Here is an 11,850-nt window from a genome sequence, read left to right on the forward strand (position 1 = left end):
TCGTTTTATTCATCTTGAAGCCATTCAGCATTAAGAGTTTCACTATCGCCAAGATAGTCAAGCAGCCAACTTAATGCTGGAGAATGGCTGTTTTGAACCCATGCCAAACAACATGGACTGTCTGGTAAAGGCTGTTCCAGTTCCAGCACGGTTAGTTTATTCTGCCGAATAAGCGGCATTGCCCTATGCTTAGGCACCATTCCTACACATAACCCTTCGTTTAGACAAGACAGACCGGACTCCCAATCAGGAACCACCAACCGGCGCTGATTATCCAGATTCCAGGTGTCACGCTTCGGTAAATTACGGGATGTATCTTCAAGGCACAAACTTGGATAAGGCCGCATTTGGTCATCAGATAACGGACCCGGCAACTGGGTCAGCGCATGGTCAGCGCTAACCACACATAACCAAGGCATAAACCCCATATCTCGGAAACTATACCTTTCCCCGACTGGAGCCGCCCGGGTTGCACCAATTGCAACATCAACTTGACTATTCACCAGCGCGTCCCACACACCATTAAACACTTCCTGATGAATAAAAAGTTCTATATCAGGAAAATGGTGGTAGAAATCAAGAATAAGCTGGCGACTACGTTCTGGTTTGACAACGAGATCAATAGCAATACTAAATTGCCCTCTCCAGCCGTTTGCAACTTGTTGACACTGGTGACGAGTATCAATCATTTTTTTGATAACAGAGCGAGCTTCTTTGATAAAAATAGCGCCTGCCTCAGTTAATTCCACATCCCGATGACGACGCTCAAACAACGAAACAGCAAGCCACTCTTCCAGTTGTCTTACGGTATAACTGATCGCAGAAGGGACACGGTGAAGCTCCGATGCAGCGGCACTAAAACTGCCTGTTCTGGCAACCGCATCCACAACTTCAAGTGAATATTCTGACCACATAATTTTACCTTTCAATTTTTTTCACAGCACTATGCAAATATTACCATTTCACAAGTAAAAATCACGACATATAGAATATGTGTCAATATTGTTATCTATCCATCACTGCAAATTATTTCAATCATGACATTCAAAGAGAGTAATCAAATGAAAAACTCAAGTCAGTTCATGTTCTACCTTGCAGGCTTGAGTATGCTAGGTTATCTGGCCATTGATATGTATCTGCCAGCATTCGGCACTATGCAACAAGAATTAGATACATCGGCAGAAGCAATCAGTGCCAGCCTAAGCATCTTTCTTGCAGGTTTCGCCTTCGCTCAACTTTTGTGGGGACCTCTTTCAGATCGCTTCGGCAGAAAGCCGATTATCATCACCGGACTATCCCTGTTTTCTATTGGCTGTCTGGGGATGATGTGGGTAACAGACGCCACCCAACTTTTAGTTTTGCGTTTTATCCAAGCCATAGGTGTTTGTTCAGCCGCGGTCTCATGGCAAGCATTAGTTATTGATCGTTATGAGGCCAATCGTACCAAACGTGTTTTTGCAACGATTATGCCTCTGGTTGCGCTCTCCCCTGCCTTGGCGCCTTTGATGGGAGCTTGGCTGTTACAACATGGCGGCTGGCGCATGATTTTCCTAGTCTTACTGACAATTACATTATTACTGTTGTTTTTTACTCTGTTCTTGCAAGAAAATCGCAAAAACCGTGAAACTCAAGCGCAAACAAATAATGTCTCTTTCCTTACGCTATTAAAATCACCGCTATTTAGTGGCAATGTTCTGATATTTGCATCATGCAGCGCCGGCTTTTTTGCTTGGTTAACAGGCTCACCTTCGATTCTCGGTGAGATGGGATATACCCCAGATGACATCGGTCTGAGTTATATCCCTCAAACACTGGCCTTTATCGTTGGAGGTTATGGATGCCGCAGTATTTTAGCCAAAATAAAAAGTGATATTATTTTCCCTTATCTGTTAATTGGCTATGCTGTCAGTATGATTGTGCTCTATTTAATTGCAAAATTTAGCGAGCCAACTCTATTCACCATTTTGGTACCTTTTTGCTTTATGGCTGCGATGAATGGTGCGTTATACCCAATTGCAGTAGCAAACGCTTTATCCGCTTATCCACAAGACAGTGGGAAAGCTACTGCATTACAAAACACGCTTCAATTAGGGCTCTGTTTTATTGCCAGCCTAATTGTATCAGCATTTATCAGTAATCCTCTCATATCCACAACCACTGTCATGGTTTCTACCGTTGTTCCAATGACATTAGGATATTTTATGCAGTGGAAAAAAAACGCTGATCGCCACATTCACATAATTGAACAAAATTCTTGATATTAATCAAATTGTTATCTCAATAAAGGCTGCCAATTACCAATTAATCGCAGCCTTTATTTATTAATTGATAAAACAATTTTACGCTTTTATACTCAAGATGTTCCCTATTATAAATAACCTGGAATTTGAGGTTTTCAGGAGCAATGACTGCCCCCATTAAACTCATGGATTAGTCATCTTTAAGGTTTTTTACTTTGATTCTTTGTTATTTTTTGCATTTTGCGTCTTAGCATCCTGCTTTGCTAGCTAAAACGAGCTCCTCAATATTCCATCACCCTAACGTTGGAGAGTATATGAGTTCATCCTATATTGAAAACCCGAAAACAGCCATTAACTCCTGGCAGAGAATTACCAATGAGATGCTAGAAGAAGCCGGTATTCAAATTAATGGTCACAATCCTTATGATATCCAGATAAAAAACCCTAATTTCTATAAAAGAGTTTTACAACAAGGTTCGATGGGATTAGGTGAAAGTTATATGGATGGCTGGTGGGATTGTGAGCGGTTGGATATTTTCTTTTATCGCGTTTTACGCGCTGGATTAGAAAATAAAATGCCTAATAATTTCAAAGATACGCTGAGAATCGCAATAACCCGCTTACGTAATCTGCAAACGCCAAAACGGTCATGGATTGTCGGTCATCAACATTATGATTTAGGAAATGATCTTTTTACCCGTATGCTTGACCCTTATATGCAATATTCCTGCGGATACTGGAAACAAGCTAAAACACTGGAACAAGCTCAGCTTGATAAGTTGAAACTCATCTGTGAGAAATTATCACTCTCTCCAGGTATGACTCTGCTGGATATTGGCTGTGGTTGGGGTGGGCTATCGGCTTATGCGGCTAAAAATTATGGTGTTTCCGTAACAGGTATTACTGTTTCAGCCGAACAACAGAAATATGCACAGAAACAATGTAAGAATCTAGATGTAAAGATCATTTTGAAAGACTATCGGGATTTACATGAACAGTTCGACAAAATTGTTTCTGTCGGTATGTTTGAACACGTTGGACCTAAAAATTATGCAACTTACTTCGACGTTGTTCAAAGAAACCTAAAACCTGATGGCTTATTCCTGCTACATACTATTGGTTCCAACAAAGCTAAAGTCAGTGCTGACCCGTGGATCAGCAAATATATTTTTCCTAATGGCTGCCTGCCTTCTATTGAGCAAATAGCCCACACCAGCAAAAGCCGTTTTGTTATGGAAGATTGGCATAACTTTGGCGCAGATTATGACCACACATTGATGGCCTGGCATGAAAGATTTATTGCCTACTGGCCTGAAATAGAAAATAACTATAGTCCAACATTTAAACGCATGTTTAGCTATTATCTGAATGCCTGTGCAGGTGCATTTCGTGCTCGCGATATCCAATTGTGGCAAATCATATTCAGTCTAAAAGGTATTGAAGGCGGGTTACGAGTAGCCAGATAATTAACCAGAAGCTACAGGTTTCCACTGTAGCTTTTAGTCAATGTAACAAACATATCCATGTTTAACTCTAAATATTAAAAGGGAAATTCCTATACTAACTTTAAAAAGATCGCTCTGTTTTTCACTAACGGAAATCATTCACATAACCATTATCAAAGAAGACTGTTTGATCAAATGCTATTTTTCCACCAGAAAATATCAAATCTAAATGATGACTCCCTTTTACACCACCACCCAAACCAAGATGTAAACCAGGATGTCGTTCTTCAAAACCAGCATTTCTGCCATAAAGCGCTTTCACACCCATGTTAGTCCCAATACCAAACTCTTCAACAATTCGGTTTCCGTGATTATGGTTTAGGTATAAATTAAAATCCCGACTAAATTCATCATTTTCACAATCAAACCCAATAATTCCACCCTCTTTTATATTTATAGTCATCATATCATTGACAACCCCATACTTTATGGCAAAAGGTGCCGTACTCAAAAAAGTACCACTAAAGCTGACACTACCGTTAAGGCTCTTTATATGGCTTGCTATTTCCCCAGGAATAACATCAATATTTCCACTGCCATCAATGGAAGTCCACTTATGGTCTTTTTCTAAATAACCTACAATCGAGTTCCCTTTATTATCTGTATATTGAATCTTCTGTGATCGACTTGATAATTCAATAAGTTTTTTGTTCCTTTCTGTTATTGATGCTGGTGGCTCGCTGAATGCTTCAATGAAATGCGGGCCATAATCTTTAAACAATACAGATTTCTTCCATGATTCAGTAATAAAGCTTCTTATTTTGGTTAGATATTCTGGCCCTTGTGGAGATGCATTCTTTAATGTTGATGATGCGTAAAGAAAAATAAACAAATCACAATCAGATATTTTTTGTTTCACATCGTCCGGTGATGTTTTTTCTAAAAAAGCAAAATCAGACTTTACATCGAAACTCTTCTTATGCACATGCATCTTTTGCGCAATATCGCTATGCTCAGTATCAGATCCGATAAATATTTTTATACATTCATCATTTCTTACTTTATCCGAAATCGCAGGATGATATGATAAACAATGATACATATTCTCAAGACTTTTATCCATGAGGACAATCCTGTTTATTTTTAAGTAAGGGGCGACTCCCCTTACTTATCTATTTATTATAAAGAACCTTAATTATAAAAAACCGTTAAGGCCAAAATGCGGTACCAAAAGGTACAACAGCTTGTGCATTCATCATTTCAACAGCATCATCGTGTGTAGGTTCTTCAAGCCATTCATCTAACTCAATCGGGTTTTCCATAAAAAAGTAGCCTCTAAAAATATCATCACGGGGATTAACCTGCACTTTACGAGAAAGGGCATTAACACAATAATAACAATATTAATTATATTAGTTAACATAATATGCAAAACACTGCAACACAAATCACAAAAAGGAGCATCGATGGGTTCAATGCTCCCTTTTAGCACACGGTTAATTCTGTTCGAAAGCGACAATCGGAGTCCGCCTATTGCTCCTCATTTATTGCGCATTCTTCCATGAATGTCTCCGGTTGCTGAGAGACAACCTGTTCCCGCTCTTTCTGAGCAAGAACACGCTCCACAGTATCAACAATCGCTTGAGTTTGTGAGTCAATCTCAATATTAACCCTCTGACCAAGACGTTTCTTACCTAATGTCGTACGTTCCAGTGTTTCAGGAATAAGGTGAACGCAAAAACGATTATTAACCACATCGCCAATTGTCAGGCTAATTCCGTCGATGCCGATAAATCCTTTATGCAAGATATATTTCATTAATTGCTTATCATGGATACGGAACCATATTTGATGATTATTTTCTGAAGTGAAAATTTTAGCTATCTCAGCAACCGTGATGATATGACCGGACATCAAATGTCCACCAATTTCATCCCCAAATTTAGCCGCCCGCTCCAGGTTCACATAATCCCCTGGCTGTAAATCACCAAGATTAGTCAGACGCAGAGTCTCTTTCATCAAGTCGAAACTAATCTCATCGCCTTCTATTTTGGTTACCGTCAGACAACAACCGTTATTGGCAACTGACGCCCCTGTTTCAATACCTGGCAATAATTCAGCCGGGAATTTAACAACATGAGTCCGAAAATTACTTTTTTCATCAATAGCAACCAAGGGTGCTTTTCCCTGAACGATGCCCGTAAACATAGAAGAACCTCTTAATGACTGTGTATAATTATTAATTAGTTTATATCAAGTTGTCATTGATAAATACCACCTGATCATTTGAATATAAACTCAGCATTATTATTGCAATATAGTATTAAATAGATACAATACTCCGGTTAGTAAGCGGTTGATTTTTCGAAAATCGTTTCTTATATACAGATGTCTTTCTTAATATTTTCTACTTTAATAAAAAAGGTGTAATGCGTGCAGAAGTATTTAAAAGAAGCGCGTAGTTTGCTCGCTCTTGGGATTCCCGTCATTATTGCTCAATTTTCACAAACTGCAATGGGGGTTGTGGACACCGTTATGGCGGGTAGCGTCAGTGCAACAGATATGTCCGCGGTTGCTGTTGGCACCTCGATCTGGCTGCCCGTTATCTTATTTGGTTACGGCTTACTATTAGCTTTAACACCCATTATTGCGCAAATGAACGGTTCTGGTCGCAGGAATCTCATTGCTAACCAAACTCAGCAAGGATTCTGGCTGGCGATTTTTCTCTCCATTATCATTATTGCTATTCTATACAACAGCAAGTTCCTGATTGACAGGCAACACAATATAGATCCACTTTTGGCGGAAAAAGCGGTTGGATTTATCCACGCAATAATGTGGGGTGCGCCGGGCTATCTGTTTTATCAGGTACTGCGTAATCAATGTGAAGGTTTATCGAAAACCAAACCAGGCATGGTAATTAGTTTTTTAGGATTATTGATTAATATTCCGATTAACTACATATTCATTTATGGTAAATTTGGCGCGCCCGCTTTAGGTGGTGTCGGCTGTGGTGTTGCTACCGCCAGCGTTTACTGGGTCATGTTCCTACTAATGCGTTGGTATGTGAAACGTGCATCATCACAAAGGGATATCCGCCCTAAACATCGCTTCGCCGCACCAGAATGGCATATTTTGAAACGCATTTCAGCTCTCGGCTTGCCTATTGCGATGGCGGTGTTTTTCGAAATTACGTTATTTGCCATAGTGGCATTACTGATCTCTCCTTTAGGCGTTACTGCTGTTGCAGGGCACCAAATTGCACAAAATTTTAGTTCATTAATGTTTATGTTCCCAATATCTTTGGCCGCAGCAACCACTATCCGCGTTGGCTATAATTTGGGGAAAAAATCTATCGAGAATGCCCGGATATCAGCCTATACCGGAATTATGGTTGGTTTGGTATTTGCTTGTTTAACCGCAACTTTTTCTATCATTCTGCGAGAGCCGATCGCCTTGATGTATAACGACAATCCTGAAGTTATCACCATGGCATCACATCTGATGCTATTTGCCGCGCTTTACCAATTATCTGATGCCATACAAGTGGTAGGGGCTGGTGTTTTACGTGGATATAAAGATACGCGTTCTATCTTTTATATCACTTTTATCGCTTTCTGGATTCTGGGGCTACCAAGCGGTTATATCTTGGGATTAACCGACTATATTGTACCCGCTATGGGGCCACAAGGGTTCTGGATCGGCTTTATTATTGGCCTGACTGCATCGGCAGTAATGATATTTGCCCGTATTTCATGGACACAAAAACAACCAGATGAGGTAATTTTACAACATTCAACCCGCTAATTTACTTTACTATAAAGCCGGGGATGAATACTTAACTGTTGGAATAAACGACAAACTCACTGTGACAGATGCAAATACGAACAGTTGAACAATAATTTGTATTATTCCCCTTGCCAGAAGGCTAACTCACCGTTAATATTCGTCCCCGTTGTCACCAATGCAATTTAGATTGCGTCCGTAGCTCAGTTGGTTAGAGCACCACCTTGACATGGTGGGGGTCGGTGGTTCGAGTCCACTCGGACGCACCAATTGCGTAGTGATTACACCGGTTTACAGTGCGTCCGTAGCTCAGTTGGTTAGAGCACCACCTTGACATGGTGGGGGTCGGTGGTTCGAGTCCACTCGGACGCACCAAGTCTACAGATGGATCTTCTTGTTTTTATTATCTCTTCTCTTGGTTTTGCTTAATTTATTTCCCACGTCAAAATACACTGTTGTTTGTTTACAGACAGTTTGCGCAATGCGCGGTAACTCTCCTCTGTTAAGATCTGCATCATTTTTCCTGTTTACCGTTATAATTAATTCATATATACCTTATGGATTTCAAGATGCATCGCGGCGGCAAGGGAGCGAATCCCCGGGAGCATAGATAACTATGTGACCGGGGTGAGTGAGTGCAGCCAATAAAGAGGCAACTTGAAAGATGACGGGTATAATCATTTTTTGATTCATTTCACAGAAATAAGTCTCTATAATACGGCGCAATTTAGAGTTGAATGGTTTCAGCTTATTGATTTGCCGAACACGGAAAAGTTACAGATTATCGTATGTATAAGCTCGCATAATTACATGTGCCTAACCTCACACGAAAAACACCGCATGTCTTCCCCGCCACTTGTCCTTAATGATGTTGCGCAACGTTCAACACCACATGGTATCTGCGCAAACCATAAAGTTGGCGATTCACTATTTTATCCAATTAAAACCTGTAGATAGATTGTCATGAAAAAAACTAAAATTGTTTGTACTATCGGACCAAAAACAGAATCCGAAGAAAAACTAGCCGAACTGTTGAATGCTGGCATGAATGTTATGCGCCTCAACTTTTCACACGGAGACTATGAAGAGCACGGCCAGCGTATTCAAAATATCCGTTCAGTTATGACTAAGATAGGTAAACAAGCCGCTATTTTGCTGGATACTAAAGGCCCTGAAATCCGAACTATGAAACTGGAAGGCGGTAACGATGTCTCTTTAACCGCAGGTCAGACCTTCACTTTTACTACTGACACTTCCGTTATCGGTAATAAAGACCGTGTTGCTGTCACTTACAGTGGTTTCCCCGCGGATCTGGCTCCCGGTAATACCGTGCTAGTTGATGACGGCTTGATCGGCATGACAGTTAAAGAAGTCACTAAGTCAGAGGTCATTTGCCAAGTTTTGAATAACGGTGACTTGGGGGAAAATAAAGGTGTTAATCTGCCGGGTATTTCCATCAGCCTGCCTGCCCTGGCTGAAAAAGATAAGCAAGATTTGATCTTTGGTTGCCAACAAGGTGTTGATTTCGTCGCCGCTTCTTTTATCCGCAAACGCTCCGATGTTCTGAAAATCCGTGAACATCTGAAAGCGCACGGCGGTGAAAATATTCAAATCATCTCTAAGATTGAAAATCAGGAAGGTCTGAACAATTTTGATGAAATTCTGGAAGTTTCTGACGGGATCATGGTTGCTCGTGGTGATCTGGGCGTTGAAATTCCAGTTGAAGAAGTGATCTTCGCCCAGAAGAAGATGATTCAAAAATGTAATATCGCTCGCAAAGTTGTTATCACTGCAACTCAAATGCTCGATTCCATGATTAAAAACCCGCGCCCTACCCGTGCGGAAGCCGGTGACGTCGCTAACGCTATTTTGGATGGTACTGATGCGGTTATGCTTTCTGGTGAAAGTGCAAAAGGCAAATATCCAATAGAAGCAGTGACTATCATGGCAACGATTTGTGAACGTACAGACCGCGTTATGCCAAGCCGTATCGAAGCCGTCCATTGCCGTAACCTGCGCGTAACCGAAGCGGTGTGTCGTGGCGCTGTTGAAACAGCAGAAAAACTGGAAGCCCCTCTGATTGTGGTCGCAACCTATGGCGGTAAGTCTGCCAAATCCATCCGTAAGTACTTCCCTGGAGCCCCTATTTTGGCATTAACCACTAATGAAGTGACTGCCCGCCAATTACTACTTGTTAAGGGTGTTTTTACCCAAATTGTTAAAGAAATCGCCTCTACCGATGATTTCTACCGCATTGGTAAAGAAGCGGCGTTAGCAAGTGGCTTGGCGAAGAAAGGAGAAATCGTGGTTATGGTGTCTGGCGCCCTAGTTCCAAGCGGCACAACCAATACATCGTCTGTTCACGTACTTTAATTTAATAGGTCGCTTTATTTCTGAAACACCGTAAATATAGCGGTGTTTCAGGATATTGAATATCTGATTTTCTCCGCCAATATGTTGCAATACCAAATTACTTTCCCAATCATCATACTCACAGATTTCTTTTCATTTTATGCTAGTTAATATTAATAATAATGCCATTCTCTGTTTTCTCGTGGTCAGAAAATGGCTTAACTCTCAACAATGATGATATTTTCCAGCACTATACCCTATGGATTTCAAGATGCATCGCGACGGCAAGGGAGTGAATCCCCGGGAGCATAGGTAACTATGTGACCGGGGTGAGCGAGTGCAGCCAACAAAGAGGCAACTTGAAAGATGACGGGTATACATCATTTGTGGAGAACCCTCTTTACATATCATCAACATCTTTGCCTTGATCATGGCTCATCGAAAGCTTTACCGACTTCGCTTAAGTTCTGGAACTCGCCTTTCGTTCCCGTCGTTTTCGCTTGAATCGAGCACAGGATATCTTGACGACTAAAAATCGAAGCTTGCAAAAGTGCTGTTTGTTGCAACGATTCATGGACACCATGATCACGGCTATAAAGCATGGCCCGTTTAACCCCGTTAATAGCCACTGGAGGCCGATCAGCAATACGCCGGGCAGTCGCGAGAGCGCCTTCGATTAGTGTTTCCGTAGAAGGGAACACCTTTACCACCAGCCCCAAATCATGAGCCTGAACCGCACTCAACGTATCCCCAGTCAGAGCAAGATAGCGAGCCACACCACCAGGGATCAAATGTTGCAAACGTTGAAGAATACCTAAGTCAGCCATCATACCAATATTGGTTTCTTCTATACGAAACTTCGCATTTTCAGCAGCAAAACAAAAATCGCACGCAGCAATTAAATCAAAACCGGCACCAAGACAAGCGCCTTGTACTGCGGCAATAATGGGGAATCGGGCATGTTCCAATACGCTTATCGCCTCTTGCATTTGCAATAAGCTGAATTGCATCGCTTCCCGCTCATTAGGATTAGTCGTATTAGCCTCTTTGCTAGAGGCAAAGATTTGCAAGTCAAGCCCACCACAAAATGTGTTTCCCTGTGCAGAAATCACCATTGCCCGCACTTTACCTGAACGACTGAGTTGCTCTACTGTTTCAGGAAATCGTTTCCAAAACCCAAGCGCTAAACTATTTGCCTTTTCAGGACGACTGAGTTGTAAATGGGCGACTCCGTTGTCAATGCTGATGTTAAAATATTCGTTAGATTGATCAGTTAACATAACAAACTCCTCTTACCAGTTTGAATTTGAGCCTAGGATTCAACCTGAACATTGTCAAGTTGTTCATCTACAATCAGATTCAGTTAACAAATTTGTTTTAAGAGAATCCCTAAATTATGTATAAAAAATGGTTTCATTAAAGAGATGTCCCGATGGTTCAATAGATGTAAGATGACCTGGATGTTGTATTTTTTATTTATAAGAATTTTTAACTAAAATTATTTCGAAGAATATCATTCCCTCATGGAATAGGCTTTTTTTGATTAAAATGTTACTCAACGGTTTTGTTTTTTTACATTCAGATGAAAATTATCCACTTGTTAAAGAGAAAAATTGAAATAATTGGTTTTCATGATAAAAATTTATTCTCTTTCTAAAAAACTTTGTGTAATACTTACATGGCTACTTGGAGATTAACTTAAATCTAGAGGGTATTATAATGAATCGTACTAAAATTGTACTGGGTGCAGTAGTTCTGGCTTCTACTCTGTTGGCTGGTTGTTCAAGCACTGCTAAGGTTGACCAACTGACTTCTGATATTCAGACTCTGAATGCAAAAGTTGATCAACTGAGCAATGACGTGAACGCAGTACGTACTGACATTCAAGCCGCTAAAGACGATGCAGCTCGTGCGAATCAGCGTCTGGATAATCAAGTTCGTTCCTACAAAAAATAATTTTTTGTAATTATGTACAAAAATGGCGCACAGTCCATCTGTGCGCCATTTTTTATCATCGGATTCTGTTA

Annotated in this window: 10 protein-coding genes and 2 tRNA genes; 7 read left to right on the forward strand and 5 right to left on the reverse strand. The window is 40.8% G+C overall.

Going from position 1 to position 11,850, the window contains the following annotated elements; translation table 11 throughout:
• Positions 1-5 precede the first annotated feature (5 nt).
• A complete protein-coding gene (gene punR, locus CKY02_RS01365) occupies positions 6-914 on the reverse strand; it encodes a DNA-binding transcriptional activator PunR (protein WP_112893934.1) in 909 nt (302 codons plus the stop codon).
• Positions 915-1,061: 147 nt separating this feature from the next.
• Here punR and punC point away from each other — a divergent pair, with 147 nt between their 5' ends.
• Both punC and cfa read left to right on the forward strand, forming a co-directional pair.
• Positions 1,062-2,258 (forward strand): purine nucleoside transporter PunC, encoded by a 1,197-nt coding sequence (gene punC, locus CKY02_RS01370; protein ID WP_112893935.1) that lies wholly within the window; start codon positions 1,062-1,064, stop codon positions 2,256-2,258.
• Positions 2,259-2,554: 296 nt separating this feature from the next.
• A complete protein-coding gene (cfa, locus tag CKY02_RS01375) occupies positions 2,555-3,706 on the forward strand; it encodes a cyclopropane fatty acyl phospholipid synthase (protein ID WP_112893936.1) in 1,152 nt (383 codons plus the stop codon).
• Positions 3,707-3,830: 124 nt separating this feature from the next.
• On the opposite strand, the gene CKY02_RS01380 is transcribed toward cfa, so the two are convergent.
• Positions 3,831-4,808, reverse strand: coding sequence for a CgnE/CgnB domain-containing protein (locus CKY02_RS01380; RefSeq protein ID WP_112893937.1), 978 nt, complete (start codon positions 4,806-4,808; stop codon positions 3,831-3,833).
• A 407-nt stretch (positions 4,809-5,215) separates the two neighbouring features.
• Positions 5,216-5,893 carry a riboflavin synthase subunit alpha gene (locus CKY02_RS01385; protein ID WP_112893938.1) on the reverse strand — a complete coding sequence of 226 codons (678 nt, stop codon included), beginning with the start codon at positions 5,891-5,893 and terminating at the stop codon, positions 5,216-5,218.
• A 225-nt stretch (positions 5,894-6,118) separates the two neighbouring features.
• Between CKY02_RS01385 and CKY02_RS01390 the strand changes: the two genes are divergently transcribed.
• From CKY02_RS01390 to CKY02_RS01400, 3 genes are all read left to right on the forward strand, one after another.
• Positions 6,119-7,492: an MATE family efflux transporter gene (locus tag CKY02_RS01390; protein WP_112875770.1), complete on the forward strand. Its 1,374-nt coding sequence runs from the start codon at positions 6,119-6,121 to the stop codon at positions 7,490-7,492.
• 171 nt (positions 7,493-7,663) lie between these two features.
• Positions 7,664-7,740 (forward strand) — tRNA-Val (locus CKY02_RS01395).
• Positions 7,741-7,769: 29 nt separating this feature from the next.
• Positions 7,770-7,846: transfer RNA gene (locus CKY02_RS01400), tRNA-Val, on the forward strand.
• A gap of 189 nt (positions 7,847-8,035) precedes the next feature.
• Here CKY02_RS01400 and CKY02_RS26115 read toward each other — a convergent pair.
• Positions 8,036-8,164, reverse strand: coding sequence for a hypothetical protein (locus tag CKY02_RS26115; RefSeq protein ID WP_274382140.1), 129 nt, complete (start codon positions 8,162-8,164; stop codon positions 8,036-8,038).
• Between the two features lie 270 nt (positions 8,165-8,434).
• Here CKY02_RS26115 and pykF point away from each other — a divergent pair, with 270 nt between their 5' ends.
• A complete protein-coding gene (gene pykF / locus CKY02_RS01405) occupies positions 8,435-9,844 on the forward strand; it encodes a pyruvate kinase PykF (RefSeq protein ID WP_112893939.1) in 1,410 nt (469 codons plus the stop codon).
• 407 nt (positions 9,845-10,251) lie between these two features.
• Here pykF and CKY02_RS01410 read toward each other — a convergent pair whose 3' ends face one another.
• Positions 10,252-11,103, reverse strand: coding sequence for an enoyl-CoA hydratase-related protein (locus CKY02_RS01410; RefSeq protein ID WP_112893940.1), 852 nt, complete (start codon positions 11,101-11,103; stop codon positions 10,252-10,254).
• A 439-nt stretch (positions 11,104-11,542) separates the two neighbouring features.
• Between CKY02_RS01410 and CKY02_RS01415 the strand changes: the two genes are divergently transcribed.
• A complete protein-coding gene (locus CKY02_RS01415) occupies positions 11,543-11,779 on the forward strand; it encodes a major outer membrane lipoprotein (RefSeq protein WP_036805405.1) in 237 nt (78 codons plus the stop codon).
• Positions 11,780-11,850: the final 71 nt, after the last annotated feature.

Origin of the sequence: Photorhabdus bodei, from assembly GCF_003287735.1 — a bacterium.
Lineage (GTDB): Bacteria > Pseudomonadota > Gammaproteobacteria > Enterobacterales > Enterobacteriaceae > Photorhabdus > Photorhabdus kayaii.

Excerpts from the sequence above, each read along its gene's own strand:
- CKY02_RS01380 (WP_112893937.1), bottom strand. The coding sequence starts at position 4,808 with ATGGATAAAAGTCTTGAGAATATGTATCATTGTTTATCATATCATCCT.
- CKY02_RS01385 (WP_112893938.1), bottom strand. The coding sequence starts at position 5,893 with ATGTTTACGGGCATCGTTCAGGGAAAAGCACCCTTGGTTGCTATTGAT.
- punC (WP_112893935.1), top strand. The coding sequence starts at position 1,062 with ATGAAAAACTCAAGTCAGTTCATGTTCTACCTTGCAGGCTTGAGTATG.
- CKY02_RS01415 (WP_036805405.1), top strand. The coding sequence starts at position 11,543 with ATGAATCGTACTAAAATTGTACTGGGTGCAGTAGTTCTGGCTTCTACT.
- CKY02_RS01410 (WP_112893940.1), bottom strand. The coding sequence starts at position 11,103 with ATGTTAACTGATCAATCTAACGAATATTTTAACATCAGCATTGACAAC.
- punR (WP_112893934.1), bottom strand. The coding sequence starts at position 914 with ATGTGGTCAGAATATTCACTTGAAGTTGTGGATGCGGTTGCCAGAACA.
- cfa (WP_112893936.1), top strand. The coding sequence starts at position 2,555 with ATGAGTTCATCCTATATTGAAAACCCGAAAACAGCCATTAACTCCTGG.
- CKY02_RS26115 (WP_274382140.1), bottom strand. The coding sequence starts at position 8,164 with ATGAATCAAAAAATGATTATACCCGTCATCTTTCAAGTTGCCTCTTTA.
- pykF (WP_112893939.1), top strand. The coding sequence starts at position 8,435 with ATGAAAAAAACTAAAATTGTTTGTACTATCGGACCAAAAACAGAATCC.